Origin of the sequence: Pseudomonas lini (assembly GCF_964063345.1) — a bacterium.
GTDB classification, from domain to species: domain Bacteria; phylum Pseudomonadota; class Gammaproteobacteria; order Pseudomonadales; family Pseudomonadaceae; genus Aquipseudomonas; species Aquipseudomonas lini_B.
The window spans coordinates 3,546,535-3,573,464 of sequence record NZ_OZ061318.1 but is presented as its reverse complement, the minus strand read 5'-3'; the positions used below and the strand labels follow the sequence as shown (position 1 = coordinate 3,573,464).

Genomic DNA, 26,930 nt, shown 5'->3' with positions numbered 1-26,930 from the left:
CGAAATTAAAGACTAAAATCGCTAATTTGAATCATGCGACTTCAACGATTTTAGCGATTCGCTGAGTTAGCTCGAGAACCTCTACAGATAGAAGGCGATATTCATCTGTAACCTGCTCCTGGCTTTTGTTGGCTAAGAAGAAAAGCTTATCGGCCGACTCACAGATCGCACGTGGCAGATAGGCTTTGGGATCAATTCCGTTGACACTAATCCAGCGGTCGATTGCACCACGAGAAAGACCATAAAGCTCCTCATTCCAAAAAACGCTATTAACATGGTTAAGGATTACACGCTGGGCATCAATTCGGTTGTTGAATTCAGTCATGGCGAATGCGTGCTCCGTAGCGCTTCCATCCAGAGTGGAACAATAGCGACTGCTTTGGTCGCGGTAAAAATTTCTTCATACGAGAGGTTTGTTCCATATCCTCGTGTTGATAGTAATCGTGCACGTGTCAAGATGGAGAATGATTGAGGATCAATATCGAGGCTTGGCTGAACCATCAGAGGAGACTTTCTAGAAAAGATGGGGTGCCCAAGCGAAAGCGAATGACAGGTAGCGAAATTTCGAATGGCTAAGAAAATGCAAGAGAGGTGAAAGGTCGCACTGTTCGAAGACTGGCTCAGTTCTTGGTAAGAGCGGTCGAAAAGTTTTCGGAATTTGGCGCAGTCTCCGTCACCACCGATATAGCGGGCAGGCTTCCCGAGATCGCTCAGAAAATCTGTACCATCCGGAGAGAAAAGCAGTCTCGACTCTAAATGAAGGTGCCAGGCAAATGGATTACCTTCTGTCCACAAAGCCTGAATTCGCTCATATCGATACACCGAATATTTTTCGTGATCAATCTGCTTTGCTGATCCGTCGACGCAGGCCAGCAGGTCGATATCCGACCCCAGGTCAATCTCGCCTCGGCAGATGGAGCCGAAAGCGTAAATGTGCATATTCATCGCCGTCCAAACCGTTTTACGAGGATAGCTGTGAGAAAGGCGAATCCAACCAAGCGCGTTGCAGCAACAATTGAGGAGAACCAGATCGGGTAAGGGTGCGGGGTGGCTATCCCGAAGAACACTCCCGGAGACGCCACGAGGCTTTTTAGATAGGCTGTCAGATCCCAGGGGTTGCCGAACTGATAAGTATCATAGAACGCTATTAGAAGATGAATCATTACGATTGACCGCAACAGCTTAAGTGTATTTTCGCCATTACCCCAAATTGCATCTAGCAACCGAAACTCAAGCCATTTGATGAGCTGTGGCACCTTCTTCCAGCCTGGATACTTATCTCGATAATATGTTTCCCTGGATGCCCAAGATTTTTTGAGATAGCTCGCTGTAGCCTCCAGCTCCAGCGAAATTGCCCTATTTACAGCTTTGGCATCGCCGATTTGTTGGAAATTCATTCGAAGCGACCTGGCAAAGCGCATTTTCAGGTTTTCCTTACGCGGCGCCTCGCATTCGAGGATGTCGTCGTCGATTTGACAACGCTCGAAGATCGCGTACTCAAAGTTGCATCCGGAAAATGAGGACTGATGAAAATTACAGCCAACAAACCGGCAGCCCGTGAAGTCGCATGAATCGAAGTTACATTTATTAAAATAGCAAGCGTCGAAAACGCTGTGCTGGAATGATACCTTCCGTAGCGTCTGCTTCTTAGCGTTTAGCCTTACATACACCTTGAATGCATAGTCTTTAGGCTCATTCTCGACATTTCTGCTGACATATAGATCAGCTATAACTTCCCGGTTACCGGGTAGTAGTGCCTCTCGAGGCTTCCTCTGCACGATATCGGCGACCGCGCTTGTCGTTGGTGCCTCAACGCCTGGGGTGTCTTCGGGTGGGTTCTCGTCCATCATGCTCAGCTTGTGCTGCCCTTAGCGCTCCATTGTTGAAAGCATAGTGACCTAAATAGTCGACGCTTCAAAGCTCCTTAGAAGTCCCGTAAGCATCAACGTTCGTGGCAAACCAAATTCCTGATGGCGCAGCTTTGATTAGCAAAAAAACTCGTTGCGTGATGGTGACTTTGAATAGACCGCTTTTGGCCGTCTGCTGCCTGTCGCCACGACAGCTTTTGGCGGATTTCTGCCTATTCTCTACGAAAGAGATGATTGACAACGTTCAAATTCAGGGGGGTTTACCATTCGTATGCGGCTCTGAATTACTTACAGACCGACAATGTGCTCACATCTAAAAAATCCCGAATTCGATTCCACCGAGCGCCATAACTAGCTGATTTATTTATAGTTACTATTTGGGGTATGCCGAATTTTCCAGCGAACTCCAGACGCCCGAGAAACCTAGTCTCGCCGAGACATACCGTTCGTCTGGTGCCGCACCATACAAAACGAAGCCCTCGCAGAAATGCGAGGGCTTTGTTGTTTCTGGCGTACGTGAAATCCGAATCCCGTTCACGCGTCGCAAGCACTAAGCACTTAGCTGCTTTATCCAGTCAAGGCTCGCAACGGTCGAGCCGGAAGGACGGTATTCACAGCCGATCCATCCTGGATAGCCACGTTGCTCCAGCGCCGCGAACAAGGCAGCAAAGTCGATACTCCCCGTTCCCGGTTCGTGACGACCCGGGCAGTCGGCAATTTGCACATGGACTGTTCTGTCATAAAACCGGGCCAGAACATCTGCTGCATCTGCGGTCAGAGTCTGGGCATGGTAAAGATCGAGAATCAGCCCAACACTCGGGAAGGTCTCCAGCACCTGTTGCGCCTTGCTGAAGTCAGACATGTAGTAGTCCGGCATCGCCTGCGAACTGATCACTTCGATAAGCGGCCGAAAACCCTGGTCTTCGAAGTACTTGACTGCATATTCCAGGTTGCCCTCGAAGATACGCCCAGCATCATCCTGCGTCGTAACACCAGACATGATGTGGACATCCGAACACGCCAGCGCCTTTGCATAGCTGGCGGCCTGGAGCAACCCGCTGCGAAATTCCTCTTCCTTGCCCTGCAAGGCAGCGATGCCTTTGGTAACGCCAGCCGGTGCAGCGAATTGAATCAGCGGCAGACTGTATTGAGCCAAGTGGTCGGCCAGAAGACTCGCGTCGAATTCATACGGAGACGGGAATTCTACCGCCCGAAAACCAGCTGCTGCGGCAGCTTCGATGCGCTGCAGAAAAGGCAGCTCATTGAATTGGAAACCGAGATGAGCATTGAACTTGAGCATTGGGTAAACATCCATCCTGGGAAGAAACGAAATCATCAGCCTGGAGCATCCTTCGCAGCTCCAGCACTGCACTGTCGGGAGTGGTCAATACAGGCAGACCAGAGCGGGCCTGTGCTTCATCGCCGAAAGCCGAGCAGGTAAAAAGAATGGCGTCCGCTGCGCTTTGTACTGCGTAATGGGAAAGCGTCAGAAAGCGCGCCTTCATACTCGTGGTTAATCCACCCTCCTCCACTCGGTCTCGGGACAACGAGTCTTCGAGCAGATTGACGATCTGTGCCTCCGGCCACTGCCGGGCAAAGGCGGTCGTGATGGGATCGATCGCCAGTGCGGTCGCGTGGATCAGAAAAATACGCGGAGCCTGCATGCTCATGTGCCTCGACAAGGTTGTTCGACAAGTCCGCCAGCGCTCTTGGTGCAGATACCCGCATCCTCTTCGTATGGTATTTTCCAATCCCAGTCCGATGGGGGCATCTGCCCCAACGGGAACGGACTGAAGCTAACCATTCGAGATAGAGCCTGTGATCAAGAAAGACCTCGCCTTGCAGTTGGCCCCACGCGTCATCGACATGGTTCGCGCCCGGTCGATGAAAGCCGGTGAGCCGTTGCGCGAGCAGACGTTCGCCCAAGCGCTGGGTGTTTCGCGCTCGCCTATTCGGCGAGTGTTTGCCTTGCTCGCCGAGTGGGACCTGGCCATTCAGGAGCCCAATCGTGGCTACTTTCTGAAACAGGGCGCAGGGCAGATTCAGGAAGCAACATTCCCTCTCGCCAGTGACCCTTTCGAAGACTTTTACCTTCGCGTAGTCGACGACATTCTTGGCGGCGAAATACCTGCCCACTTTTTCGAAGCGCAGCTGTTGCGCCGTTACGAAGTGCCTCGTGGACAATTGCTCAAGGTATTGAACAGGCTGGCCAGCGAAGCCATGGTGGAGCGCAAGCCAGGGCAAGGATGGAGTCTCAAAGACTTCGTGCATAACGCCCAGACACATATCCAAAGCTATCGTTTCCGGATGGCCATCGAGCCGGCCGCCCTGCTTGAGCCCGGTTATCAGATCAATCACGCCGCGTTTGCCAAAGCCAGGCAGCAACAGCAGGCGATGCTCGAGGGGGATATCCACACCTTGTCCCGCGCCCAACTGTTCCAAGTGGGTGCCCAGTTTCACGAGCTGATCGTGCAGTGCTCCGGAAATGTCTTTTTCATCGATGCCATACGCCAGCAAAATCAACTCAGACGTTTCATGGGCTACAAAGCCAACGTCGATCGCACTCGTCTTATGGCGCAATGCCAGGAACACATCCATTTGCTCGACCTCATCGAGTCTGGTCGGCGTGAAGAAGCCGCGCAATTTCTCTGGAGGCATCTGGACGAAGTGGGCCGACTCAAGACTCAGCAGGACGTCATGCCAAAAGATGATGGGATATAGAGCGCACCACTAACACCCTATTACTGATCGAAGCTTCGTCAGAGCGCTGTCCAAGAACTCGCTAATCAGCTTAGCATGATTGTATCTGCTCAGTACAAGATACAAAAAATCGCTTCATCCTCACGAAATAGTTAATTTTATCGCCACATATTGTATTTCGTTGTAATAATAGGCAATTATGCGCACCGCTCGGACACGGAGCTGTATCGAATCACACAGGGATGATCGCAATGAACGAAAGGACTTTGGGTAGAGGAGCGGGGGTCTCGAACCTTCTGTTCGGCGTGTACACCATATTTGTTGCCCTGCTTGGATTGGCACTGGCCGATAGAGGGGGCGCTCTAGTAACCGCTGGCGGATCCCCCTATTACGCCATGATGGGCACCGCCCTGTTGGTATCGGCCATTCTCATCGGCCTGAAACAGTCCCTCGGCATCTACCTCTATGGCACAGCCTCTCTGGCCACTTATGCCTGGGCGATCTGGGAGTCCGGGTACGACGGTTGGGCCTTCATTTCGCGCTTAGCCTGGCTGGCCGTTCTCAGCGTCCTGTTTCTGGCTTTTTGGCCCTTGGTACGTCGTGACTTTGCCAACGCCAGAAGAAGTCATTACTTCACCATCATGGGTCTACTGCCAATTCTGATGGGGGGCACAATCCTGGTGCTCCTGTTCTTCCCGACAACCGTTCACCTTGCCGACTCGGCGCGCGCAACGACGCGTCCCGAACAAGTCGCGCTGAAAACCAACGATAACCAGCAGTTCAACTGAATCATTAACAGCGGCAACCTGCTGACGCTGGGTATGACCAATCCGCCGTCATGTGCGAAGAAAGGTGAACCGATCAAGGTAGCGCCGTTCGCAGGTTAATGATTCAAGGATGAGAGCGCTGGTCGTCGTTTCTGCTGTGAACAGCGCCCTACTCCTGAATCACTCTTAGTGCCCCGCACTCTGCCCACCATCGACATGCAAGATCTCGCCGGTGACAAAGTTGGCACTGTCCAGATAAACAACAGCCTGCGCAATGTCGCTGATCTCACCCATATGCCCAACCGGGTGCAAATTCCCCAGTGCTTCGTGAGTTTCCTCACCATGCATAGGCGTTTTGATGATGCCGGGGGAAACCGCGTTCACCCGAATCCCACGCTTGGCGTACTCAATGGCTAAAGATTTGGTCGCCGCGTTCAAGCCACCTTTGGTTAACGAAGCCAATACCGACGGCACACCGTCGATGGCATGGTCCACCAGGCTAGTGGTGATGTTGACGACGTGGCCGCGGCCCTGTTTTTCCATCTCGGTGATCGCGAGTTGGGTGATGTAGAAGAAACCATTCAAGTTCACCGACAGCACCGCGGCATAGTCTTCCTGGGTATAAGCGGTGAACGGCTTGGCGACGAAGATCCCGGCGTTGTTGACCAAGGTGTCGATACGGCCAAAATGTGCGATGGCTTCACGGATGACTTGCTGAGCGACTTCCGGGTTGCCGATGTCGCCCGCCACGGTGCGGATGTCCGGGTCGGTGGACGGTTTGATCGAACGCGAAGTGGCGACAACATTGTAATCCAGATCACGGAAGGCCTTGACCATGCCTGCGCCGAGACCTTGGGAGGCACCAGTAATAACGATGACTTTTTTCGAATTGCTCATGATGAACCTCTACCAATAAATGATGGTTTGAAAAGTGATCAATCAGGCTTCCCGCCTCAGTCCGGGTTCAACTCAAAGGGTTTGAAGGTCAGCTCGACGGAGACATCACCGGCCACGTTCGATCGCTTGCTCCAGCGCCGTCGCGCCCAAGGCGCACCATGGGCACACCACATCGGAGACAAAATCGATGGTGACGGACGCAGTCATGACTGCCCCTGCTCCTCAGCCAGTTGTTTTCGGTACTGGGTGGTGGTGATCCCGGCATAGCCCCAGTTATCGGTGTCGACTTCTTCGATCACGATGTGGGTCAGGTCCGGGCGTTTGTTGAGGACGCGTTCCAGGGTTTCAGTGATTTCGGCGATCACCTGAGCTTTCTGCTCTGAGGTAACGCCATCGCGGGTGATGCGTACGTTTACGAAAGGCATGGGGAAATCTCCAGTGGTCTTCTCATCGGAATGATGAGGAGGCGTTGGAGAGGAATGTATGAGGTTGGGTCAGGGGGATAAAGGTGGGGGCGGGAACATCATTAGTTACTTGGTGTAATGAGTTCGTCGATATCGATTGAAGACGCTAACGGAAATTATGACCTAACCCGTAAGGCCCGCCAGCGGTCAAAACGGGCTTCAATCCATGCTGACAAACCTCATCGTCTTTTCGAAGAAAAATGCATCGCGGTAAGCGGCCGTAATTTTGCCGGTGATCGACAAGCACAAAAAACGTTTGCATCAAAAATGATCAATCGGCTAATCTCCATTTATCGTAAATTTTAGATACCGCCTAAAATGGGATAAATGCTCATGGCACTTCAATTCTTTGATAGCCCGTTCCATGTCACGCATGACGAGGAAGTCGCCAGCAAAATGGCGTTGAAAATGGAGCTATCGATATTCATCACTGATTGCATCAAAAAACTGGGCCTCAAACAGAGTGAGGCTGCAGCCAGGTTAAATGTGACCCAATCACGCGTTTCCGAGCTAACCACTGGCAAGATCGAGAAATTTACGATCGATGCAATGATGGACATGCTGGATAGACTCGGATTTCGCACTACTTTTACGTTGCCCTCCAACGATGTCGGGGCCTTACCTCAGATCGTCATTTCACAAGCTCACGCCTGCTAGACTTTGTAACCCATCTTTCGAAGCTCCCTTTTCAGTTCCTTCAACCGGTCTTGCGCAACAGCCATTGCGTGACGATCGGTTCCATTCGTCGTCTTCACGAACGAATGAAGGACGAAAATGGTGTCCGCATACTTCGCAATGTAGATGCATCGGTATGCCGGGCTGCCATTGATAATCAACTCGATAGCCCCCGCACCTACTGAGCTCAGTTGCTTTATTGCCAGCTCTGGATCGCCGCTGTACGCACACGCATCAGGTCTTTCCCGAACTCATCCTGTACCCACTCCGGCAAATCCTTGTACTCACGTGTTGCCGCCTCACTTACAAATGCAAATCTCTTCAAATGATGGATTCCTACCTGGAACAGTGGATGCCCTCCGAACATCTCAGTAGACGATTTAAAGGGTGCTGTTTAGTAGTCATCGCAGGCTATTTCCGCAGTAGGACTTAGCCCCTTTTGATGTAGTCCATTTACATACGTGCGCGTTTTTTCCATTTATGCGACGCGTGTTCGTCCAGCGACGCGGAAACCCCGAATCCATCGGGGTTTTTGCGCTTCGTTAGGCTTCACATCTCACTGACTTCAAACACAAACGAGATCTTCCGACTGCTCGCACTCCACACATACCGAATGTGCTTCCCTTGCCTCGGAATGGACACAGCCGGCGGCCGAAACGCAGCAACACATTCTTGGCCCGGCAAACGAACGCTGTTGTAGAGCAATCCCCAAGACAATGTTTCGCGCAATTGGCGGGCGAAGGCCTGCGATGGGCCGTACGCGGTTGGGTCCGGGTCATGAAGGTGAGAATAGTTTTGGCGGATGTCGTGCAGCGGTTTGACGACCCGGTTGACGTAGGTGCGCATGGTCAACTCGAGGTCCGGCTCGTTGGTCGCGGCGAGGAAGCGTTCCTGGTGATAGCTCGTCTCGGCGATGGCGGCGGCCTGGCTGCTGGCTGCGTAGTAGACGCCGAAGGTGCCGTCGGTGAAGCGGCTGGTTTTGCCGATGTGGGTGAACGCGGCCATGACGGGTGTGGAGCCGGGGCCGGAGATGCGGTCTTCGGGGCGCACGCGGGAGAGCACCCCGGCTTCTTCCATCAGTCGATCATTGGTCAGCGCTTCCAGCGCGTAGGCGGTGGGCAAGTCTTCGGGGTCGAGCACGTCTTCGAACAATGAAATCGGCGGGAAGCAGCTGTTAACGATCCGATAAGCCCGCGGCCACTGCGGGTCGGCCAGCTCCGGCGCCATCAACCGCGCACTCCGTCGAGGTAGCGGCGCACGTCAGCGATGTCGACCACGCGGCCGGCCAGCATGTAGGACAGCGCCGACTGGCCATTGAACGGCGCGGCGGTGTTGGGGCTGCTGACCCATGTGTAGGCACGCTCGCGGCTGTTGCTGAAGATGATGCTCAACGCTTTGTGGATACCCATCAAATACGAGATACGTTCCAGCGTGTCGTGGGGCAGGCGTACGTTGGGCGGCAAGTGTTTGTACTTGTAGAAAGTGGTATTTCCGACTTTGCCCAAAAGGGTGCGTTGTTGCTCGGCGTTGCAGCCCCAGCGTTCCATTAGATTGAAGAAAAACTTGAGCGCGACTCGACCGGCTTCGGGAGTCTCGAGTTGTTGCTGAGGGCTGAGGACGATGGTTGAGGCAGGCATGGGGATGGCCTCCTTGAATGTGCGATAGCTTTATTTCAGACTAGTACAGATACGAACAACAATGAAATTTTAATTCGCAAACGTATCAATCTGGTCCCCCCTTCGCAAAGAGGTTTCGCGCAGCTTTTTCGCAGCCCAAAAAGACGCCGACATACGGTCAAATACACCCGTTGACACCCGCACCACAGGGGCAGAGAATTTAATCGAGAGCGCGAAACCGACTGCCTTCAGGTGGCGATAGTCGATGTAGGAGCCCCGTTGATGACCTGAAAATCAGCGCTCGGGTAAACCTCTCCTCCCCTGCTTGAGGGAGCACAATATCAAGCACCTATTCATAAAAGCAGCCTGATCAGGCTGTTTTTTTTTGCCTTGAAAAAAGGTTTCGCTGATATCCAGAAAAACGCCCCCACCTCCCCCATCCGGGCCAATTTTTGACCCCGATCGCCTACCCTCCACCAAAACTCCAATCCTCTGTAAGCCTCCAACCATCGGACGCAGAGTCATTTCGCTACTAAACTCGGGACAAGCATGCTCAGGTGCAGGATCATAGCCAGCACGCGACCGTCGCCCAACGGGGCGGTCAGGTACATAACAATAGCCAGCCCACTTTAGAGGGCATTACCCAAATGGATAGCAGAACCTTACGTAACCTCATGCGCATTGTGCAGACCGGCTCATTGTCGGCGGCGGCAGAGCATTCCTGTTTGAGCGTGCAGGCATTGGCCGCGCAGTTGAACAAGGTCGAAGAGCAGTTCGGTTTTCGGTTGTTTCGTCGCTCCAACAAGGGGCTGACACTGACAACACAGGGCACGGAGCTCACGCCCTACATGGACAAAGTGTTGGTTGCTACGCGCCAACTGGAAGAAAAAGCCGCTGCGCTCAAAGTGCCGGGGCAGCGCACGCTCAAAGTTGCACTTAACACCACGTTTTCGGCCGACTTCAACCGGCGCATGATCGGGCGTCTCATTGAAGTGTTTCCTGATTATCAGTTGGAATTCAGCTACGCCGAGTCGATGGAAAACCTCAGCAAGTTGAAGAATGAGGACTTTGACCTGGCCGTGCTGATCGGGCCGCAACACCCGGGGTTGCCCAGCATTGCCCTGCCCGATGTACAAGTGCAGGTGGTCGGTGCTCATTGCGGTCAGGAAAACGATCCGCTGATGCTGCTCAGCAATAAGTTTCAGGTTCGTCCTGCCGACGATTGTCCGTATTCCCACAGCTTCTTGCGTTTTCTCGACGCCGGCCTTGGTAATTACGAGTCAGGCAAGCGGATGATCTATTCCTGCAGCGAGACCCTGACCCTCTCGTTGATCACGCAAATGGACGGCCTCGGCATGGTTTCCCGTGAGGCGGCCCTGCGTAACGGCTTGACCATTTTCCCGGGTTTCGAGGATTCCCTTGAAGTACGGCTCGCGGTCAATAACCCCGAGTTGTCGGGCCAGGCCCTGAACGACGTGGTCACTCTGCCGCTACATGAACGATCCGAGCGCGATGTACGCAGCCGTTCCCACCGCTACGCTGAGAAAGAGGTTTTTGCTGAAATACGCACATAACAACGTCGGAATGGCTGCATAAAATTCCGGGCGATCGAGCTGCACCTGCTGATCCTTGATCAACAGTGGGGTAAGGCTGATTGCAGCAACGATCGCCACCGGCAAGTATTCCAGCGCGCGGGCGACCAGGGGTGGCCAATGGTCAGTGCTCACCTGCAGCGGCAATGCGCGCGGCAGGAACGTGACGGCCATCATCAGCGCGACGACCAGGATCAGGAACGTTTGGTCAGGCATACACCCACCCCACAGCCCACGAATGTGGCGATGAATACGTTGAAGGGTGAGCTGCCGATCAGGCTCAGGGCGCCCATGCAGGCAACCGCGGCCAGTGCGGCGATCAGTTTGTTACGGGTGTTGCACAGCGATACCAGCACGTAGAGCATCATCGCGGTCAGCGCATAGTCGAGCTGATATTTGATCAGGTGCGCCGCGTACTGTGCGCAGATCGCTCCCAGCAAACCGCCCAGTACCCACGATGTGTGGCAATACAGATTGAAGCCGATCAGGTAACGCACATTGACCGGCGTGCCCTTGCCCAGCTTGACGCTGTGGAAGGCGAACGATTCATCGGTCAGCCCACCGGCATAACACCAGCGCTCGAGACGACTGAGCCCCATCGCCTGCAAGGCCTTGGCCATGTAGACCGACATCAGCATGTGCCGCGCATTGATCAGAAACGTGGTGAGGATGATGGTGGTCAGTGACGCGCCGCTTGAGATCAGCGCCAGTGCGGCGAACTGCGAGGCACCGGCGTAGACGAACAGGCACATCGCGACCGGCAGCCACACGGGCAATCCGGCATTGACGGCCATCAAACCGAACACAAACGACACCGTGAAGTAGCCCGCAATCACCGGGCTGGCTTCAGCAAACGTGCGCGAGGGCTGCGGCTCGACCATCAGCGGCTGACTGCTGGACGTCTCATTCATAAGTCCCTCTCGAAGGTCGTTTCGCCGCGCGGCTCACAAAAGCCCTGGGCACTCCAAAAACGTTTGCCGGCAAGGTTAGCATCGTCGACGAACAGGAACATCCGCAGCACACCGACCCGTTTCATGTCTGCCGAAGCGGCTTCAACCAGGCGCTGACCAACGCCCTGGCTGCGATACTCCGGGCTCACCGCCAAGTGATTGATGGTGCCACGGCTGCCGAGCATGCCGCCCAACACCGCGCCGACCACTTCGCCACGGATATCGAGAGCGAGGAACGCAGCGGTGGTTTTTTGCACCAACACACCGCGCAGGCATTTGGCATCCTGCCATTCACAGAACGACACTTCTTCGAATTGCCGAAAGAAGCGTTCCAGGCGCTGGGCATCCTCGGCCGTCGCGCGCTGCAGCATCACCGGCGCAGGGCATTCGGCGATGTGCATGGGGTCTAGCTGTTCAGCGAACAATGTCGAAAGCGGTCCCGGGCCGCGAGAAGGAAATGGCCAGAATCTGCCGATAGGCCATTTCGTGAGCGTGGGTGTTGCGTGCCGGCGTCACGTAATGACGCATGTCGCGATCGAGGAAATAGGTGGTGTCGAGGATTTCCAGATAGGTCGTCGCCGCCAATTGTTCCTCTTGGGCCGAATACAAACGGCTCTCCGCCCCATCCACATTGTTGCGGCCCCAGAAATGCACACCGCTGAACGGATAGCCGTCGCAATGAATACCTTCAGGGGTAATTTCCAGTTGTTTGCCCGGCTTGATCTCGATGCGGATCTGATGGATCTGGCATTGCCAGATTTCGTCGTGCAACTCAGGCGGCAATACGTTCTTGTACACCTCGAAATCCGCATCGATGAGGCTGCGCATCACCGGCGAATTAATGACTTCATTGGAGAAGTCCTGGAAGTGCCGCTCCAGTCCACCGACGTAGCTGTTGTTAGCCTTCGATTGAACGTAGGCGCGGTGTTCCAGCTGCGTCAAGTCACGGGTGAGCGGGTTGTATTCGAAATCGCTGTAACGACGGAAACGCATGCCCGCATCGGCCTGGCCGTAATAACTGTCCGGCTCCATGCTTTCCCAACTTTTGGTCAATCTGACGAAGTCGGAAAAATGACCGAACAGATTGAAGTCAGCTCCCTGGACGTTGACATATTTGTCGCGCCGTAGCGATTCGCCAACTTCTCTGTTTAAAACGATCATTACTAGGTCTCCGCTGCATTTAGCGGCTTAATCTAGTAGGTGCAGGATTTGCGGCCCATGAGAAAGAATTTCAGGCATATCAAGCGTTGCTTGAAACGCGGTATGAAGTTGCTTTAATTCGACTTTTTACGATCGAAAACAGCCATTTTTCGTGTTTTCTTACGGTCACGAGGCGAAGAAAACCCCGAACCAGTCGCAATACCCTTCATTTACGAGAGTCTTGAGCCAGGGAAAACCTGTGGCGAGGGAGCTTGCTCCCGCTTGAGTGCCAATTGCACGGTGTGGCTGTCGACGAATTGTTCGAAATGCGTAACTTTGCCGTCAGCCAGGGTCCACAAATGAGCGACCCGAGCATTCATCGGGCGGCCGGTGGCTTTGTAGACTCCACTGTAATTGCCGTAGGCAAATACCTTGTCGCCCTGTGCAACGTAGTTCTCGACCTTGAACTGAAAATCTTCCCATTCGCTGGCCAGCCGCTTGAAGACGTTTTCGACGATAGCGTCGAAACCGACATAGGTCCCGGCGTAGGGGAAACCCGCCGCTTCGGTCCAGCGGGCGTCATCGGCCAGCGCCGCGGCGGTATTGCACGCATTCTCCTGGGAGTTGGCGCCTTCGTACGTGCTTTTGATCAGGCTCAGGTTATCCATGATGACTCCAGTTGAATTCAATGGGCGCAGCCGTCGAGGCCACAGGTTTGAAAGGCGGATGAAGACTCTTTCGCCGCATACGACTGATCCAGCCATTGGGCGAAAGCTTGCGGCTTGCCGAGCCACGGGCCTATGTCGACCAGGGTGAACTGGCCATCCTGTTCCAGCGCAAAAGTCGGGAAACCCTGTCCACCGACCTTGGCCAAAAGTGCGCGGCTGTCCTTGATATGGCGCTCGATGTCGGCTTCATTAAATGCCTGTTGGAACACCTCAGGTTCAAGGCCGGTCTGTGTGGCGAGTTCCAGCAGAACGGCTTCGTCAGAGATGCGTCGACCTTCCACGTAATGAGACGTCTGCAAACGCCCCAGTAATTCCAGACCGCGTCCAGCGATCTCCTCGGCTGCCAGCACGGCGGCAATCGGCGGCGCGGAATCGAACACCGCCGCCTCATCGCGCAGCAGACCTTCAAAATAGGCTTCGCCAAACGGCTGGCCGGTGTACTCGGCAATGCGTCGGTCGTGGGGCATGACGTAATTGCGCAGTTGTGGCGAAACGGTCTGGCGGTTGGCGCCGGTCATCATGCCGCCACCGTGGGCGACGACAGGCAACACGGCTTTGGCAGCCTGGACCAGTGGTTTGGCGCCGTAACACCAGCCGCACAAAGGGTCGTAAATGTAGTGAAGGATCATGGGAAGACTCCGACAACAAAGTAAGAAAACTCGATGCCGGCAGGTTAATCCCCAGACAGTTTCGGAAAAACGCTGGAATGGCTTTCAGTCTGTTTCATGAATCGGTCGAATGCTTTCTGTTTCCGCCAGGTTATGGCCGACATGACCGGAACCTATATCTTCTAAACAATGCGAAACCTTGTGGGAGCGGGCTTGCTCGCGAAGGGGCCATCATATTCATCATCTTCGTTGACTGGCATACCGCTTTCGCGAGCAAGCCCGCTTGTTTGATCTCCATTGTTCATAAAAACCTTCGCCCATAAAAAAGCGCCGCCTTCCCGGCAGCGCTTTTATCAATCCGTTGTTTTTCTTCTTATCCTTCCATTACATCCCACAGTGCTTCCAGTTCCGCCTCGCTGAATAAACCAGCGGGGTAGCGCTCGATCATCATCCGGCGCGGATCAGGTTCCCTGATCTGACGCGTTCCATTGGACTTCAACCACTGCGCCAAGACCTGGAGCGATTCGCTGTTAACTGCCAGGGGATGCAGTGCCCGCTCGCTCACGACGTTCATTTCGGCGTTCATCTCAGCGCTCTCTCCTGGTTTGTGAGCGGCTAACTTATCCAAGGTTTATGACAGAACATCGAAGTTCTCTCCCTCCCCACGTTGCACCATCGAAGATACAAGAGCTGTGCCAATGTTTTCCAAGTGTCGAGAAGTTGATACAAAAAAACCCGCGGTCCTGACGGGCTGCGGGCTTTCTGTGAAACGACGAGGCTAAATCGTTGCTAAATCGATTCTTCAATCAACTCAAGCTGTTACGTCCCCACTCACTCCTTGTGCGGCGCGGGCTGTTGTTGGGTAAGACAGTGGATGTTACCGCCCCCCAGTAACAGTTCGCGACCTGGCACCATGACCACTTCATGCTGCGGGAACAAAGCCTGCAAAATCTCCTTGGCCGGACCATCCAACGGGTCGTCGAAGCTCGGCGCGATGATGCCGCCGTTGACGATCAGGAAGTTCACATAAGAGCCGGCCAGACGAACAGTCGGATTGCGCTCCTGCGTGCCGTCCACCGGATCCACGCCCGCGCACTCTTCTTCGGTCGCATACAGCGGCCCCGGAATCGGCATTTTGTGCACCGTGAACGGGCGCCCTTTGGCATCGGTGCTGTTTTGCAGCACGTTCATTGCCGCCTGGCAGCGCGGGTAGTTCGGGTCCTGCGGATCGTCAGTCCAGGCCAGCAGTACTTCGCCCGGGCGCACGTAGCAGCAGAAGTTATCCACATGGCCGTCGGTTTCGTCGTTGAACAAACCGTCCGGCAGCCAAATGATCTTATCCACAGCCAGATTTGCACTGAGCACCGCTTCGATTTGCGCGCGGTCCATGTGCGGGTTGCGATTGCGGTTGAGCAGGCACTCTTCGGTGGTGATCAGGGTGCCTTCGCCATCGACATGGATCGAACCGCCTTCGAGCACAAAACCTTCAGTGCGATAGCGCGGGCTGCGTTCGATTTCGAGGATCTTGCCCGCCACTTGCGAGTCACGGTTCCACGGCGAATACAGACCACCGTCGAAACCGCCCCAGGCATTGAAGTCCCAATCCACACCACGGACTTCGCCGCGGTTGTTGATGACGAATGTCGGGCCAGTATCCCGAACCCAGGCGTCATCGCTGGACATCTCCACCAAACGAATATTCGGCACGTCGAGACGGGCACGAGCATTTTCGTACTGGCCAGCGGAGACCGCCACGGTTACCGGTTCGAAACGCGCGATGGCCTTGGCCACCGCCACATGTGCGGCTTGCGCCGGTTTGCCGCCCAGGCGCCAGTTGTCCGGGCGCTCGGGCCAGACCATCCAGGCTTGGGTCTGTGGTGCCCATTCGGCTGGCATGTAAAAGCCGTCGGTGCGAGGGGTGCTGTTCAAAGTGGTCATGGTTCAGGACTCCAGGGAACCGTCGAGGGTTTTGATCGCGCCGTACAAATTCGGGCGACGGTCACGGAACGAGCCCCATGCGCTGCGGATGTGCTCCAGCTCATCGAGGTCGAAGCTGTGAACCAGAATGCCTTCTTCTGTTTCATTCAGCTCTTGAACTTTCTCGCCAAACTGGTTGGCAATGAACGACGAGCCATAGAAGGTAATGTCGTAGCCGTCCTGCTCTTCGTTGCCGATGCGGTTGCTGGCAATCAGCGGCATCAGGTTGGCGCCGGCATGGCCTTGTTGCACGCGCTGCCAATGGTCGCGGGACGAAATGGTCTTGTCGTGCGGCTCGCTGCCGATGGCGGTCGGGTAGAACAGGATTTCCGCGCCTTGCAGCGCCATGCTGCGGGCGCACTCAGGGAACCACTGATCCCAGCAGATGCCCACGCCGATTTTCGCGTAACGGGTATTCCAGACTTTGAAGCCGGTATCGCCCGGGTTGAAGTAGTACTTTTCGTGGTAGCCAGGGCCGTCCGGGATGTGGCTTTTACGATAAATCCCGAGATTGCTGCCGTCGGCATCGATGATTGCGATGCTGTTGAAACGTGCGCGGCCGGCCAGTTCATAGAAGCTGATCGGCAGAACAACCTGCAGTTCTTTGGCGACTTTCTGGAAATGCTTGATGGCGACGTTGTCTTCGACCGTCGTGGCCAGTTGCAGGTAATCAGGGTTCGGTTTCTGGCAGAAGTACGGCGCCTCGAACAGCTCCTGGATCAAAATGATTTGCGCGCCTTTCGTCGCAGCCTCACGGACCAGCTTCTCAGCGGTCTCGATGTTGGCCTCAAGATCCCAGGAACAGGCCATCTGGGTAGCGGCGACGGTAACGATACGGCTCATGAATCATCTCCTGGGCAAGTGCTTGAGGGTCGAGGGTGGCATCGACCGATGACAGAAAGAGGCAGCACCGGGCGTGGTTCGTCCACACCGTGGGCAATGGCGACTTTATAGCCGATAAAAATCGGCTTTTAAAGTGATAAATATTCTTTCCGTCTAAAAACACTCATTTAAACCCGATAACAATCGATATTTATGTATGTCTTTATGACGCCTTCGCGGGCAAGCCTCGCTCCTATAAGTCCGTGTCGTGCGCATATTCCGCGAACGACATAAACCCGTAGGAGCGAGCGGTGCGGCGATCCGACTTGCCCGCGAAAGCGATATCGAGTCTTACAACCCTTCGTCCAACACCTTCGAGAGCATCTCGACAAAGAAATCCACGCTCTGACGCGACGTAACCATCGGCGGCTTGATCTTGAGAATGTTCAGGTAATCGCCAGTCGGCTGCATGAAGATCCCCAATTCACGAAGACGATCGCACAACGCCGTGGTTTCTTCAGTCGCAGGCTCCAGGGTCTCGCGATTGCGGATCAACTCCACGCCCAGATAAAAGCCAGAACCATGCACTGCGCCCACCAACGGATGCCGGTCGATCAACGCTTCAAGACGCTCCTTGAAATACCCGCCCACGACCTGGGCGTTTTCCCAGAGTTTTTCTTCTTCCATCACATCCAGCACTGCCATGCCGATCTGGCAACTGACCGGGCTGCCACCGGCCGACGAGAAGAAGTAACCCTCGGCCTCCAGCGCTTCGGCGATTTCCCGGCGGGTAATAACTGCGCCCAACGGCTGGCCGTTACCCATGCCTTTGGCCATGGTGATGATGTCTGGCACCACGCCCTGTTCTTCGAAGCCCCAGAAAAATTTGCCCATGCGGCCGTAACCGACCTGCACCTCGTCGGCGATGCACACCCCGCCCTGAGCGCGGACCAGCGCATAAACCTGCTTCAAGTAACCCGGCGGCAGCGAGATACCGCCGGCATTGCCATACACCGGCTCGCAGATGAAACCGGCTAACTGACGTTTCTGCTCGGCAATTTTCGCCAGATTGTGCTCGACGCTGCGCACGTAGTCGGGTGCACTGTCGACGCCACGAAATTCACCGCGATAGGTGTTCGGCGCGGTCACCGGATGCACCCAGTCCGGACGGCTGCTCAAGGCCTTGGGGTTGTCGGCAATCGAAGTCGAAACAGCGTCCGCTGCCACCGACCAGCCGTGATAAGCCTCCAGCACACTGAGGATGTCGCGGCCGCCGCTGTAGGCCCAAGCCAGGCGAATCGCCAGGTCATTGGCCTCGGTACCACTGTTGACCAGAAATACGCGATCCATGTTGTCCGGTGCCAACTTCAGCAAGCGCTCGGAAAACTCGGCAATTGCCGCGTAGTGAAAACGCGAGTTGGTGTTGAGCAACGACCACTGCCGGCTGGCAACAACCGCCATGCGCGGATGGCCATGACCCAGGACCGCGACGTTGTTGAGCATGTCGAGGTAAGAACGGCCCTGCATGTCGATCAGGTGATTGCGCCAGCCACGCTCGATGCGCGGCGGGTCGACGTAATAGTGCTTCTGGGAGCGAGCGAAACTCGCGTCACGGCGGGCCAGCAATGCCTGCGGGTCGAGTTCTTCTTCCGCATCACAGGCAAGACCCAGCAACGCGGCAGGTGACGGACACAGTGCCTGCCAGGCTGCTGCGCGCGAAGGCGTACAAAACAATGGCGCGTCTAGCTGAGCGCTTCGACACAACTGCACGATCAACGACCCGCTGACCGAACCCAGCACTTGGCCTTTGACCAGCGCCGCGCTACTGCATACCGATGGGGTCACACCCCACAACCGGACGCTCAGTTCTGGGCCGTCCAGTTGCAGCAGGTTTTCCCCTTCGATATGGATAACGCCAGCAAACGGCGCTTCGACCGTCGTGCCGTCGGGCACTCGCAATGCAACGTGCAACGGGAAAGTGTCCGGTTCGCTGGCGCTGTCCGGTCGGGTTTGGGACAGACGATACTGGCCATATCGACTGGCTGCCAGACCGTGAGCCGCGGCGGCTTCTGTCAACAAATGCAGATCAATCCCTTGCTGTTCCCAGTTACCCGCCTCGAAATGCGGACTGAGCACGCCCAGATCGATCAACGCAAATTCACGCCCCACCAGACTCGGCAACAATGGCGCGAAACCTTCGCTGTCGATGGCCGGCAGGTTTTGGCCGGCTGCAGTAAGAATCGCCGCCTCCATCAACGCCAACGGCACCGATGTGGCAACACGGAAAATTTCCCACTCGTGGGTCAGATTGTCGCGACTGTACTCATTGCCCGGATCGATGCTGACCTGCTGTTCGCCACTCAGCACCAGCACCGCCGAGCGCGCGACGATCAGCGGCCATAGCGCCAGCAACTCTTCATGCTGCAACGGATTGACCGCGTGATAAGCCCGAACCGCCGGCAAAATGCAGAACGGATCGCCATCAACATGGTGCAGCAGCGCGGCGCAAGTCACCGACAGATCGGTGATCCGCCAGGTTCGGAGCAAATCACCGAAATCGATCACGCCCTGCAACTGCCATTGGCGCCGGGAATCCCGCTGCCAGACCACGTTATCGTCGGTGATGTCCATGTGAATCGCCTGCACCTGCAGCTTATCCACCAATGGTTGCAAATGGCGCTCGGCTTGTTCGGCCGCCTCAGCAATCAATTCTCGTTGCCGCTCATCCTTGATCACCGGCAGCAAATGCGCGATCAACGCGTTGGCGTGGCGGGCATCCCATTGAAGGGTGCGCTCAAGCCCCGGATGATCGAAACCGGCCAGCGCCAGGTCCATTTCGCCGCAGAGCCGACCGAAACCGGCGACCACTGAATGATCTAGATGATCAAGGTGCGTCAGGGACTGGCCTTCGATGTAATCGAGCAGTCGTACATGCACTGCCTGGCCCCCAACCTCAAGGGAGAGCAGATCTGCGCCGTTTTTGGCAGGAATCACTCGGGGCACCGGCACGCCGGAATGTTCACCCAGATGCTTGAGTCCTGCGTGTTGAGCTTGCAGCTCCAGCGCCGAGTAATCGCCACGGCAGATTTTCAGGACAAAACGCCCCTGATCACTGTCGACCCGGAAATTGAGATCCTGTTGGCTCCCAAGCGCCTGCAACCGCCCGCTCAGCCCGTAATGTTCTTCCAGCAGCTCAAGCGCTTGCGCCGCAGACACCTGCGGGCTGGGCAGACTGGCGCGGTGAATCAACGTGGCGAGCGGCATACAACGACTCCTGAAATTTTATTAGGCGCTTATATCGCCACTGCTTGGGGCGATACGCAACCCTCTTATACCGGTCGGGGGGTCGGCATTGGGGATGGTTTTCAGTCAGCGACTACTCAGATGAACTTTCCTACGCAACGCATCGACCGGCAGGAATGTCCGGGAAGCAACCAAGCCCATACGCTGACTCCCTCAATAGGGAAATCCGCCATTCATGCCAGAACGCTCATACCCGCTGACTTACAAGGAGCAGTTGCGTCGCCGTATCTTGCGTCCGCCGCCATCCGTAAACGAATACCAACCCATTGCCGATTTTCCTGAGCCTAGGCCCACGACTCCTGAGCCAGTAATACCTATGGGCTGCGTGTTCGCCAAGTCCTGCAAATTGCCGGACGGAATCATCAACTACGCAAACCCATCGGGCTTCGTTCCGCTGGACGCGTTGCAGGATTATGGAAACTTTGCGCTTCTAGGCGGGCGTCAAGCCGATAGCTCTGGCGCCATTCCTCTGAAGAAAATCAGCGGCAATGCGTTGCCGATCGGACTGGGTGGTCTTGCCTTGGCTGGCCCGGCCATGAGCGGTGCGGCAGTGGCCGGCGGAGCTGTCGCCTCGGGTTTACTGGCCGGGTTAGTCGCGCTGCTCTGGCCTGGTGAGCTGGGGGACAGCGCGCTGTACACCGATGAACAACTGCGCATCCTCAAACAAGCCAACTCACGCGTGCGGCTGAACGTCGAACAGCTGGCCGACGGCTCCCTTAAGGGTTACGCCTTTTACACTGGTAAAAACGCCGATTGGCAGAGGGTTCCGGTCATCCAGTTCCAAGACCGAAATAGCCGACAGGTAGCCGTATTCGGTGAAGGCATGGAGTTGATATGGACCCCGACCGTGGACCCTGGCGAGACTCTCGGTATCCCCGCACTGGAGGCGGCACCTCAAGCACCAACGATCTGGGTCTACCCTCCTACGGAGGCAAGTCGCGATATTCTCGTTAACCCGATTTATCCTCCGGAGTATCAGGATTTCATTCTGGTTTTCCCGGTGGATTCGGGAGTTAGGCAACTTTATGTGGTGGTGAGTGAGAGAAAGCGACTTACAAGTCCTGACCACGATTACCTCTCCGCACCCACTACAGAGCAAATAACAGGTTTCTCCGGTTTAAGGCGTACAAAAAAATGACCCCAAAACAAGGGGGAGCAGGTTTACGCGAGCGCTGGACAGATGCCAAAAACAGAAGGTTTTTCGAATGGGATTCTGCAGAAGAAGAATTGGAAGTCTATAGAACCAGTGATGGCAGTCACCTAGGCGCCTTCGATCATGTGACGGGGGAACAAAGAAAACCGCCGAACAAAAAACGCAACATCAAAAAATTCATGTAAGGAACACAGTATGGCTTTAAGAATAAGACTTGAGTGGTATGACAAAAGCACTGACCTTGGGCTTGGAGAAGAGCTATCGAACATTATCGAAGATGATGATTTCGTATTTACAACACTGGGACTTACAGACGAGTACCAAATATTCGATGGCGGATACAACGTCCTTCCAGAATGGATTTCATTGCTTCAATCCTACTTTACGCATCCTATCGACACTGCCGGGTACGACTATCAGATTGCCTTCCGCCTACCTTGATACACGACGACGATAGAGCGGATACAAAAAATATTCAGGATAAAATCAAACACCATGCGCCGAATTGCATTTTCAAACAAAAAAATACGAAACATCCCACGCCGCCTACGAGCTTTAAAAGCGTGGGCAGCAAGTTATGAAGGTTACTTCCCTAAAGACCTGCCCATTGATCAGGGCTATGTAAACTGCAAAATTCCGGTATTGGAAACGTTGGTAGAAGGCAAACAAGCCACCTTAGCCATTCAAAAGGAATGCGCCCAACAACTGATCAATACCGCCCACCACCTGATTCAGGCCAGACCTGAAAACACCATCAACTGCAGGATAGTAGCCACCATCACCACCCCCGACATGTTCTCGAGTGAAATCTGCATTTACACCGACATGAGTCGCTACCGTGGTCACGTCCTGCCGTTCGACTACAGTTATTTCCGCCAAATCCGAATCACCGACAGAAGCCTCGCCACCGAGTGGGGCCTTGTACTGCCGAAAGGGATGAATGAGGCAGGGTTTCACTTCGTTCATGAGGATGAAGACGGTCAGAAGTTTGAATCCGAACACTGGTACTTCGGAGAAGTGGACAAAACCGACGATGGTTCCGAGGAGGGGCGCTGAAAATACAAAACCTCCAGAATATTCTGCGGCGAGAATCCGCAACTGTTCAGCTAGCCGGTGTCCCCTCGATGAATTTGCCCTTCCAGGTACTCCCCACTCGCACCCGCCGCCACTTTGCGTAAGAATGTCGGCCATCACGCCTATTGCTGGAGAAACACCATGAATGTAGTCACCACCGACCTGCCCGGTGTTCTGATCATCGAACCCAAGGTATTTGGTGACGAGCGCGGTTTCTTCTATGAGAGCTTCAACGCCAAGGCTTTCGAAGAGGCAACCGGCCTGAACACCCAGTTCGTTCAGGACAACCATTCCCGCTCGCAAAAAGGCGTTCTGCGCGGCCTGCATTACCAACTGGAAAACACCCAGGGCAAACTGGTCCGCGTCACCGTCGGTGAAGTGCTGGACGTGGCGGTGGATATTCGCCGCAGCTCGCCACATTTCGGCAAATGGGTGGCGGTGCGCCTGTCCGCCGAAAACCATCGCCAACTCTGGGTACCGGAAGGTTTTGCCCATGGTTTCGTGGTGCTGAGTGATTTCGCCGAGTTCCTCTATAAAACCACCGACTACTACACCCCGTCGGCCGAGCGCAGCATTCGCTGGGACGATCCCGACCTGGGCATTGACTGGCAGCTGGACGAAGCACCGAAACTGTCGGCCAAGGATCAGTCCGCCGCGTTCCTCAAGGACGCCGAAGTCTTTTCCTGAATTGCTGTGTGAATCTTCACCGCCAGCGCGCACTTGATCCCAGGTGCGCAGACTGCGCCCGCAAGCCTAGGCATAATGCGTCTGTACCCACAGGCGCCTGATGCTCATGACACCGACCCTCCCCCGCAGACCCCGCTGGCGCAGCCTGGCGCTGCTCGCGCTGTGCCTGGCGCCCTTGCTGTGGCCGCTGGAGCATTTGGCCGAGCGTTACTACCGCAGCGAACTGGCCGGGCAGAACCGTCAGACCCTCGACCTCTACGTCGCCAACCTCTTGGGCACCCTGCACCGGTATGAAGTATTGCCGCAGATTCTCGGCGAGTTGCCCGCACTGCGTGCGACATTGTCCGCACCCGACGAGGGCGTGGTTCAAGGCAATGCCAATCGCCTGCTGAAAAACATCAGCGCCCAGACCGGCGCCGAAGTCATGTACCTGATGGACACCACCGGCAAGACGCTGGCGGCTTCCAATTGGGACAAACACGACAGCTTCGTCGGCCGTAATTTCGCCTTCCGTCCTTATTTCAGTGAAGCCATGGCCGGGCGTCTGGGGCGCTTCTTCGGCCTGGGCACTACCTCGGCCAAACGCGGTTACTTCTTCGCCGCAGCGATACGTGATCGCGAAAAAATCATCGGCGTGCTGGTAATCAAGGTCGATCTCGACCACACCGAGAGCCTTTGGGGTAAAACCCCGGAACAACTGTTGGTCACCGACCACAATGGCGTGGTTATCCTCACATCGCGGCCCGAGTGGCGTTTCCGTTCAACCCGTCCATTGAGCGACGCAGAACGCGAGGCCATCACCGCGATTCAACCCTACCCGACCCGCGATCCCAAGCCGTTGAACCTCGACCCCAATGCCTGGCTGACCCAAACCCGGCAGATCGAAGAAACCGGCTGGAGCGTCAATATCCTTGCGCCGCGTACCTTGATCGACCGTCCAGTGCGTACGGTCGTGGCGATTGGTGGCGCAACGCTGCTGGTATTGATGCTGCTGCTCGGCCTGATGATGCAACGCCGGCGCCATTACCTGGACCGGATTGCCTTCGAAGGCAAGGCCCGCCAGGAACTGGAAGGCCGGGTTGCCGAACGGACCAGCGACCTCGAAGGCCTCAACCGTCGACTGAAGCAGGAAGTGCTGGAGCGCGAACACGCTCAGCAGGAACTGGTGCGCGCGCAGGATGACCTGGTGCAGGCCGGCAAGCTCTCGGCGTTGGGAACCATGTCGGCAAGCATCAGCCATGAACTCAATCAACCGCTGGCGGCGATCCGCAGCTACGCGGAAAACGCCGAAGTGCTGCTCGATCATCAGCGCACCGAGGATGCTCGCGGCAACCTCAAGCTGATCAGCGAATTGACCGGGCGCATGGCCTCGATCATCGCTCACCTGCGAGCCTTCGCCCGGCGTGATCGCCACGCCCCGGAAAGCGTGGCCCTGCAACCGGCGCTGGACGATGCCCTGGCATTACTGGCCAAGCGTCGGCGCAGCATGGAAGTCGAACTGATCCGTGACCTGCCGGCCGCCACCCTGTGGGTCGAGGCCGGTGAAACCCGTCTGCGCCAGGTACTTGGCAATTTGCTGGCTAATGCCCTCGATGCCCTGACGGAAAAAGGCCCGCCGCGTAAACTCTGGTTGAGTGCCGAGTCCACCGCCGCCGGCGTCAATCTGTACATTCGCGACAACGGCCCCGGGTTCTGCCTGGAAGCGCTGGGTCGTGCCGGCGAGCCCTTTTACACCACCAAGACCCGCACTCAGGGGCTTGGGCTGGGGCTGGCAATCTGCGACAGCCTGATGCGCGCCTTCGGGGGTGAACTGTCGTTCTCCAACCACAAGGAAGGCGGCGCCTTGATTACCCTGAAACTGCGCGCAGGCGCACCGGGCGTGAGCCTGCAACCGTCCGAGGACCGAAGTGCATGACCATCGACAACCGCATCCAGGTCGTGTTGATCGACGACGATCCCCACCTGCGCCAGGCCCTGAGCCAGACCCTGGACCTGGCCGGCCTGAAGATCCTGCCGCTCGCTGAAGCGAAAGGTCTGGCCGGGCAACTGGAGCGCGACTGGCCGGGCGTGGTGGTCAGCGACATCCGCATGCCGGGCATGGACGGTCTCGAACTGCTGACCGAGCTCCACGCCCAGGACCCGGAGTTGCCGGTGCTGCTGATCACCGGCCACGGCGATGTGCCGCTAGCCGTACAAGCCATGCGCGCCGGGGCCTATGACTTTCTGGAAAAACCTTTCGCCAGCGACTCCCTGCTCGACAGCGTACGTCGTGCCCTGGACCTGCGCCGGCTGGTGCTGGACAACCGCAGCCTGCGCCTGGCCCTGAGCGATCGCAACGAACTGAGTGCTCGACTGGTCGGGCAATCAGCGCCGATGCTGCGCCTGCGCGAACAGATCGGTGCCTTGGCGGCGACCAAGGCCGACGTGCTGATCCTCGGCGAAACCGGTGCGGGCAAGGAAGTGGTGGCTCGCGCGCTGCATGACTTGTCGAGCCGGCGTAACGGCCCGTTCGTGGCGATCAACGCCGGGGCCCTGGCTGAGTCGGTGGTGGAAAGCGAGCTGTTCGGTCACGAGCCCGGTGCGTTTACCGGCGCGCAGAAGCGCCGCATCGGCAAGTTCGAATTCGCCAACGGCGGCACGTTGTTCCTTGATGAAATCGAAAGCATGAGCCTGGATGTGCAGGTGAAATTGCTGCGCTTGCTGCAAGAGCGGGTCGTCGAGCGCTTGGGTGGCAACCAGCTGATCCCGCTGGACATCCGCATCATCGCCGCGACCAAGGAAGACCTGCGTCAATCCGCCGACCAGGGCCGCTTCCGTGCCGACTTGTATTACCGCCTGAACGTCGCGCCGCTGCGCATTCCACCGCTGCGCGAGCGGGGCGAAGATGCGCTGATGCTGTTCCAGCATTTCGCCGACGAAGCCAGCGCCCGCCACGGCTTGCCGCCCCACGAATTGCAACCGGGACACCGGGCGCTGCTGTTGCGCCATACTTGGCCAGGCAACGTGCGAGAACTGCAGAACGCCGCCGAACGCTTTGCCCTGGGCCTTGAACTGGCGCTGGACAACAGTGCGCCTGATGGCGGCGTCGGCAGCACGATTGAAGTGGTCAGCGGCGGTTTGAGCGAGCAAGTGGAGAACTTCGAGAAGAGCCTGATTGCCGCCGAACTGGCACGCTCGCACAGCTCCGTACGCAGCCTTGCCGAAGCGCTCGGCATTCCGCGCAAAACCTTGCACGACAAACTGCGCAAGCATGGCCTGAACTTCGCTGACGCCGGCACCAGCAGCCCCACCGACGACCTCGATTGAGCTACCGTAAAATCATCCCCTTCAAACAAAAGGCCCGTGCATGAACCGCGACAGTCGTCACTTGGAATCGATCCTTCATTCCGACATCCCCCTCACACGGGACATGGGCCTCAAAGTGCTCGACTGGCACGATCAGCAACTGCGCCTGCACTTGCCACTGGAGGCCAACGTCAATCACAAGAGCACCATGTTCGGTGGCAGCCTGTATTGCGGCGCGGTGCTGGCCGGCTGGGGCTGGTTGCATTTGCGTTTGCACGAAGAAGGCATTGAAGACGGGCACATCGTGATTCAGGAAGGGCAGATCAGCTATCCGCTACCGGTCACCATGGACGCGACGGCGATTTGCCAGGCACCGAGTGCAGCCGTGTGGAAGAAGTTTCTGGCGATGTATGAGCGGTATGGGCGGGCGCGGTTGACGCTGCATTCGCGGATCGTGAATACCGGGAGTGAAGAGGATGCGGTGAAGTTTACCGGGCAGTACGTTCTTCACCGGTAAGGACACAAAACCTGTGGCGAGGGAGCTTGCTCCCGCTCGGCTGCGCAGCAGTCGCAAATCAGGCAGCCTGGATTAACTGATGCTGCGCGGTGTCTGGGTTTTGGGGC

30 protein-coding genes and 2 pseudogenes are annotated in these 26,930 nt (G+C 56.2%); 11 read left to right on the top strand and 21 right to left on the bottom strand.

What is annotated here, in order from left to right:
• Window positions 1-31 precede the first annotated feature (31 nt).
• The 5 genes from AB3226_RS16240 to AB3226_RS16220 all read right to left on the bottom strand — a co-directional run bounded on the left by AB3226_RS16240 (window position 32) and on the right by AB3226_RS16220 (window position 3,532).
• Window positions 32-325 (bottom strand): hypothetical protein, encoded by a 294-nt coding sequence (locus AB3226_RS16240; protein ID WP_050681834.1) that lies wholly within the window; start codon window positions 323-325, stop codon window positions 32-34.
• Complete coding sequence (locus tag AB3226_RS16235) at window positions 322-939, bottom strand: nucleotidyltransferase domain-containing protein (protein ID WP_367373788.1); 618 nt, start codon at window positions 937-939, stop codon at window positions 322-324. Before AB3226_RS16235 ends, AB3226_RS16240 begins: the two co-directional genes overlap by 4 nt.
• 2 nt (window positions 940-941) lie before the next feature.
• A complete protein-coding gene (locus AB3226_RS16230) occupies window positions 942-1,850 on the bottom strand; it encodes a pentapeptide repeat-containing protein (RefSeq protein ID WP_197282298.1) in 909 nt (302 codons plus the stop codon).
• Window positions 1,851-2,418: 568 nt separating this feature from the next.
• A complete protein-coding gene (locus AB3226_RS16225) occupies window positions 2,419-3,168 on the bottom strand; it encodes a hydroxypyruvate isomerase family protein (RefSeq protein ID WP_367373787.1) in 750 nt (249 codons plus the stop codon).
• Window positions 3,128-3,532 (bottom strand): hypothetical protein, encoded by a 405-nt coding sequence (locus tag AB3226_RS16220; RefSeq protein ID WP_367373786.1) that lies wholly within the window; start codon window positions 3,530-3,532, stop codon window positions 3,128-3,130. The genes AB3226_RS16225 and AB3226_RS16220 overlap by 41 nt, the downstream gene beginning before the upstream one ends.
• A 154-nt stretch (window positions 3,533-3,686) precedes the next feature.
• Here AB3226_RS16220 and AB3226_RS16215 point away from each other — a divergent pair, with 154 nt between their 5' ends.
• A complete protein-coding gene (locus tag AB3226_RS16215; protein WP_367373785.1) occupies window positions 3,687-4,589 on the top strand; it encodes a GntR family transcriptional regulator in 903 nt (300 codons plus the stop codon).
• Window positions 4,590-4,819: 230 nt separating this feature from the next.
• Window positions 4,820-5,356: a hypothetical protein gene (locus AB3226_RS16210; protein ID WP_367373784.1), complete on the top strand. Its 537-nt coding sequence runs from the start codon at window positions 4,820-4,822 to the stop codon at window positions 5,354-5,356.
• 165 nt (window positions 5,357-5,521) lie between these two features.
• On the opposite strand, the gene AB3226_RS16205 is transcribed toward AB3226_RS16210, so the two are convergent.
• From AB3226_RS16205 to AB3226_RS16195, 3 genes and pseudogenes are all read right to left on the bottom strand, one after another.
• On the bottom strand, window positions 5,522-6,232 hold the full coding sequence (locus AB3226_RS16205) for an SDR family NAD(P)-dependent oxidoreductase (protein ID WP_367373783.1): 711 nt from the start codon (window positions 6,230-6,232) through the stop codon (window positions 5,522-5,524).
• A 59-nt stretch (window positions 6,233-6,291) separates the two neighbouring features.
• Window positions 6,292-6,439 (bottom strand): annotated as a pseudogene (locus AB3226_RS16200) (DsbA family protein); the annotation flags it as partial.
• Window positions 6,436-6,657, bottom strand: a complete 222-nt coding sequence (locus AB3226_RS16195) for a 4-oxalocrotonate tautomerase family protein (RefSeq protein WP_367373782.1) — start codon at window positions 6,655-6,657, stop codon at window positions 6,436-6,438. The gene AB3226_RS16195 and the pseudogene AB3226_RS16200, both read right to left, overlap by 4 nt.
• 372 nt (window positions 6,658-7,029) lie before the next feature.
• Between AB3226_RS16195 and AB3226_RS16190 the strand changes: the two genes are divergently transcribed.
• Window positions 7,030-7,353: a helix-turn-helix domain-containing protein gene (locus tag AB3226_RS16190; protein ID WP_367373781.1), complete on the top strand. Its 324-nt coding sequence runs from the start codon at window positions 7,030-7,032 to the stop codon at window positions 7,351-7,353.
• Here AB3226_RS16190 and AB3226_RS16185 read toward each other — a convergent pair.
• The 3 genes from AB3226_RS16185 to AB3226_RS16175 all read right to left on the bottom strand — a co-directional run bounded on the left by AB3226_RS16185 (window position 7,350) and on the right by AB3226_RS16175 (window position 9,008).
• A complete protein-coding gene (locus AB3226_RS16185) occupies window positions 7,350-7,532 on the bottom strand; it encodes a type II toxin-antitoxin system RelE/ParE family toxin (protein WP_367373780.1) in 183 nt (60 codons plus the stop codon). The genes AB3226_RS16190 and AB3226_RS16185 overlap by 4 nt on opposite strands.
• 388 nt (window positions 7,533-7,920) lie before the next feature.
• The gene (locus AB3226_RS16180; protein ID WP_367373779.1) at window positions 7,921-8,598 is read right to left on the bottom strand and encodes an RES family NAD+ phosphorylase; all 678 of its coding nucleotides are present in this window, start codon (window positions 8,596-8,598) and stop codon (window positions 7,921-7,923) included.
• Window positions 8,598-9,008 carry an antitoxin Xre-like helix-turn-helix domain-containing protein gene (locus AB3226_RS16175; RefSeq protein ID WP_367373778.1) on the bottom strand — a complete coding sequence of 137 codons (411 nt, stop codon included), beginning with the start codon at window positions 9,006-9,008 and terminating at the stop codon, window positions 8,598-8,600. The genes AB3226_RS16180 and AB3226_RS16175 overlap by 1 nt, the downstream gene beginning before the upstream one ends.
• A 626-nt stretch (window positions 9,009-9,634) precedes the next feature.
• Here AB3226_RS16175 and AB3226_RS16170 point away from each other — a divergent pair.
• Window positions 9,635-10,561, top strand: coding sequence for a LysR family transcriptional regulator (locus AB3226_RS16170; RefSeq protein WP_367373777.1), 927 nt, complete (start codon window positions 9,635-9,637; stop codon window positions 10,559-10,561).
• On the opposite strand, the gene AB3226_RS16165 is transcribed toward AB3226_RS16170, so the two are convergent.
• The 10 genes from AB3226_RS16165 to AB3226_RS16120 all read right to left on the bottom strand — a co-directional run bounded on the left by AB3226_RS16165 (window position 10,478) and on the right by AB3226_RS16120 (window position 20,068).
• Entirely contained in the window at window positions 10,478-10,795 is a 318-nt protein-coding gene (locus AB3226_RS16165) for an AzlD domain-containing protein (protein WP_253547140.1), read from the bottom strand. The two genes, AB3226_RS16170 and AB3226_RS16165, sit on opposite strands and share 84 nt — an antisense overlap.
• Window positions 10,774-11,490 carry an AzlC family ABC transporter permease gene (locus tag AB3226_RS16160; RefSeq protein WP_123721679.1) on the bottom strand — a complete coding sequence of 239 codons (717 nt, stop codon included), beginning with the start codon at window positions 11,488-11,490 and terminating at the stop codon, window positions 10,774-10,776. The genes AB3226_RS16165 and AB3226_RS16160 overlap by 22 nt, the downstream gene beginning before the upstream one ends.
• Entirely contained in the window at window positions 11,487-11,900 is a 414-nt protein-coding gene (locus AB3226_RS16155; RefSeq protein ID WP_367375808.1) for a GNAT family N-acetyltransferase, read from the bottom strand. The genes AB3226_RS16160 and AB3226_RS16155 overlap by 4 nt, the downstream gene beginning before the upstream one ends.
• 43 nt (window positions 11,901-11,943) lie before the next feature.
• The gene (locus tag AB3226_RS16150; RefSeq protein WP_367373776.1) at window positions 11,944-12,690 is read right to left on the bottom strand and encodes a 2OG-Fe dioxygenase family protein; all 747 of its coding nucleotides are present in this window, start codon (window positions 12,688-12,690) and stop codon (window positions 11,944-11,946) included.
• A gap of 209 nt (window positions 12,691-12,899) precedes the next feature.
• Window positions 12,900-13,337, bottom strand: a complete 438-nt coding sequence (locus AB3226_RS16145; protein WP_367373775.1) for a nuclear transport factor 2 family protein — start codon at window positions 13,335-13,337, stop codon at window positions 12,900-12,902.
• Window positions 13,338-13,354: 17 nt separating this feature from the next.
• Window positions 13,355-14,026, bottom strand: a complete 672-nt coding sequence (locus AB3226_RS16140; protein WP_367373774.1) for a DsbA family protein — start codon at window positions 14,024-14,026, stop codon at window positions 13,355-13,357.
• 352 nt (window positions 14,027-14,378) lie between these two features.
• Complete coding sequence (locus AB3226_RS16135) at window positions 14,379-14,591, bottom strand: hypothetical protein (RefSeq protein WP_030129326.1); 213 nt, start codon at window positions 14,589-14,591, stop codon at window positions 14,379-14,381.
• 245 nt (window positions 14,592-14,836) lie between these two features.
• Complete coding sequence (gene aguA, locus AB3226_RS16130; RefSeq protein ID WP_367373773.1) at window positions 14,837-15,943, bottom strand: agmatine deiminase; 1,107 nt, start codon at window positions 15,941-15,943, stop codon at window positions 14,837-14,839.
• A gap of 3 nt (window positions 15,944-15,946) precedes the next feature.
• The gene (gene aguB, locus AB3226_RS16125; protein WP_367373772.1) at window positions 15,947-16,825 is read right to left on the bottom strand and encodes an N-carbamoylputrescine amidase; all 879 of its coding nucleotides are present in this window, start codon (window positions 16,823-16,825) and stop codon (window positions 15,947-15,949) included.
• 330 nt (window positions 16,826-17,155) lie between these two features.
• Entirely contained in the window at window positions 17,156-20,068 is a 2,913-nt protein-coding gene (locus AB3226_RS16120) for an aminotransferase (protein WP_367373771.1), read from the bottom strand.
• A gap of 214 nt (window positions 20,069-20,282) precedes the next feature.
• On the opposite strand from AB3226_RS16120, the pseudogene AB3226_RS16115 reads away from it, so the two are divergent.
• The 7 genes and pseudogenes from AB3226_RS16115 (at window position 20,283) to AB3226_RS16085 (ending at window position 26,823) form a co-directional block, all read left to right on the top strand.
• Window positions 20,283-21,445 (top strand): annotated as a pseudogene (locus tag AB3226_RS16115) (S-type pyocin domain-containing protein).
• 10 nt (window positions 21,446-21,455) lie between these two features.
• On the top strand, window positions 21,456-21,701 hold the full coding sequence (locus tag AB3226_RS16110; RefSeq protein WP_367373770.1) for a colicin E3-like toxin immunity protein: 246 nt from the start codon (window positions 21,456-21,458) through the stop codon (window positions 21,699-21,701).
• A gap of 54 nt (window positions 21,702-21,755) precedes the next feature.
• Window positions 21,756-22,316, top strand: coding sequence for a DUF3916 domain-containing protein (locus tag AB3226_RS16105; protein ID WP_367373769.1), 561 nt, complete (start codon window positions 21,756-21,758; stop codon window positions 22,314-22,316).
• A gap of 159 nt (window positions 22,317-22,475) precedes the next feature.
• A complete protein-coding gene (gene rfbC / locus AB3226_RS16100) occupies window positions 22,476-23,021 on the top strand; it encodes a dTDP-4-dehydrorhamnose 3,5-epimerase (protein ID WP_367373768.1) in 546 nt (181 codons plus the stop codon).
• A 106-nt stretch (window positions 23,022-23,127) separates the two neighbouring features.
• Window positions 23,128-24,936, top strand: coding sequence for an ATP-binding protein (locus AB3226_RS16095; protein WP_367373767.1), 1,809 nt, complete (start codon window positions 23,128-23,130; stop codon window positions 24,934-24,936).
• The gene (locus tag AB3226_RS16090; RefSeq protein ID WP_367373766.1) at window positions 24,933-26,327 is read left to right on the top strand and encodes a sigma-54-dependent transcriptional regulator; all 1,395 of its coding nucleotides are present in this window, start codon (window positions 24,933-24,935) and stop codon (window positions 26,325-26,327) included. Before AB3226_RS16095 ends, AB3226_RS16090 begins: the two co-directional genes overlap by 4 nt.
• Window positions 26,328-26,367: 40 nt before the next feature.
• Entirely contained in the window at window positions 26,368-26,823 is a 456-nt protein-coding gene (locus AB3226_RS16085) for a thioesterase domain-containing protein (RefSeq protein WP_367373765.1), read from the top strand.
• The last annotated feature ends 107 nt before the right edge of the window (window positions 26,824-26,930 follow it).

What these genes read in the sequence shown, in the direction of transcription:
- AB3226_RS16240 (WP_050681834.1), bottom strand. Translation starts at nt 325, where the DNA reads ATGACTGAATTCAACAACCGAATTGATGCCCAGCGTGTAATCCTTAAC.
- AB3226_RS16235 (WP_367373788.1), bottom strand. Translation starts at nt 939, where the DNA reads ATGCACATTTACGCTTTCGGCTCCATCTGCCGAGGCGAGATTGACCTG.
- AB3226_RS16230 (WP_197282298.1), bottom strand. Translation starts at nt 1,850, where the DNA reads ATGATGGACGAGAACCCACCCGAAGACACCCCAGGCGTTGAGGCACCA.
- AB3226_RS16225 (WP_367373787.1), bottom strand. Translation starts at nt 3,168, where the DNA reads ATGCTCAAGTTCAATGCTCATCTCGGTTTCCAATTCAATGAGCTGCCT.
- AB3226_RS16220 (WP_367373786.1), bottom strand. Translation starts at nt 3,532, where the DNA reads ATGCAGGCTCCGCGTATTTTTCTGATCCACGCGACCGCACTGGCGATC.
- AB3226_RS16210 (WP_367373784.1), top strand. Translation starts at nt 4,820, where the DNA reads ATGAACGAAAGGACTTTGGGTAGAGGAGCGGGGGTCTCGAACCTTCTG.
- AB3226_RS16205 (WP_367373783.1), bottom strand. Translation starts at nt 6,232, where the DNA reads ATGAGCAATTCGAAAAAAGTCATCGTTATTACTGGTGCCTCCCAAGGT.
- AB3226_RS16195 (WP_367373782.1), bottom strand. Translation starts at nt 6,657, where the DNA reads ATGCCTTTCGTAAACGTACGCATCACCCGCGATGGCGTTACCTCAGAG.
- AB3226_RS16190 (WP_367373781.1), top strand. Translation starts at nt 7,030, where the DNA reads ATGGCACTTCAATTCTTTGATAGCCCGTTCCATGTCACGCATGACGAG.
- AB3226_RS16180 (WP_367373779.1), bottom strand. Translation starts at nt 8,598, where the DNA reads ATGGCGCCGGAGCTGGCCGACCCGCAGTGGCCGCGGGCTTATCGGATC.
- AB3226_RS16175 (WP_367373778.1), bottom strand. Translation starts at nt 9,008, where the DNA reads ATGCCTGCCTCAACCATCGTCCTCAGCCCTCAGCAACAACTCGAGACT.
- AB3226_RS16170 (WP_367373777.1), top strand. Translation starts at nt 9,635, where the DNA reads ATGGATAGCAGAACCTTACGTAACCTCATGCGCATTGTGCAGACCGGC.
- AB3226_RS16165 (WP_253547140.1), bottom strand. Translation starts at nt 10,795, where the DNA reads ATGCCTGACCAAACGTTCCTGATCCTGGTCGTCGCGCTGATGATGGCC.
- AB3226_RS16160 (WP_123721679.1), bottom strand. Translation starts at nt 11,490, where the DNA reads ATGAATGAGACGTCCAGCAGTCAGCCGCTGATGGTCGAGCCGCAGCCC.
- AB3226_RS16155 (WP_367375808.1), bottom strand. Translation starts at nt 11,900, where the DNA reads ATGCTGCAGCGCGCGACGGCCGAGGATGCCCAGCGCCTGGAACGCTTC.
- AB3226_RS16150 (WP_367373776.1), bottom strand. Translation starts at nt 12,690, where the DNA reads ATGATCGTTTTAAACAGAGAAGTTGGCGAATCGCTACGGCGCGACAAA.
- AB3226_RS16145 (WP_367373775.1), bottom strand. Translation starts at nt 13,337, where the DNA reads ATGGATAACCTGAGCCTGATCAAAAGCACGTACGAAGGCGCCAACTCC.
- AB3226_RS16140 (WP_367373774.1), bottom strand. Translation starts at nt 14,026, where the DNA reads ATGATCCTTCACTACATTTACGACCCTTTGTGCGGCTGGTGTTACGGC.
- AB3226_RS16135 (WP_030129326.1), bottom strand. Translation starts at nt 14,591, where the DNA reads ATGAACGCCGAAATGAACGTCGTGAGCGAGCGGGCACTGCATCCCCTG.
- aguA (WP_367373773.1), bottom strand. Translation starts at nt 15,943, where the DNA reads ATGACCACTTTGAACAGCACCCCTCGCACCGACGGCTTTTACATGCCA.
- aguB (WP_367373772.1), bottom strand. Translation starts at nt 16,825, where the DNA reads ATGAGCCGTATCGTTACCGTCGCCGCTACCCAGATGGCCTGTTCCTGG.
- AB3226_RS16120 (WP_367373771.1), bottom strand. Translation starts at nt 20,068, where the DNA reads ATGCCGCTCGCCACGTTGATTCACCGCGCCAGTCTGCCCAGCCCGCAG.
- AB3226_RS16110 (WP_367373770.1), top strand. Translation starts at nt 21,456, where the DNA reads ATGGCTTTAAGAATAAGACTTGAGTGGTATGACAAAAGCACTGACCTT.
- AB3226_RS16105 (WP_367373769.1), top strand. Translation starts at nt 21,756, where the DNA reads ATGCGCCGAATTGCATTTTCAAACAAAAAAATACGAAACATCCCACGC.
- rfbC (WP_367373768.1), top strand. Translation starts at nt 22,476, where the DNA reads ATGAATGTAGTCACCACCGACCTGCCCGGTGTTCTGATCATCGAACCC.
- AB3226_RS16095 (WP_367373767.1), top strand. Translation starts at nt 23,128, where the DNA reads ATGACACCGACCCTCCCCCGCAGACCCCGCTGGCGCAGCCTGGCGCTG.
- AB3226_RS16090 (WP_367373766.1), top strand. Translation starts at nt 24,933, where the DNA reads ATGACCATCGACAACCGCATCCAGGTCGTGTTGATCGACGACGATCCC.
- AB3226_RS16085 (WP_367373765.1), top strand. Translation starts at nt 26,368, where the DNA reads ATGAACCGCGACAGTCGTCACTTGGAATCGATCCTTCATTCCGACATC.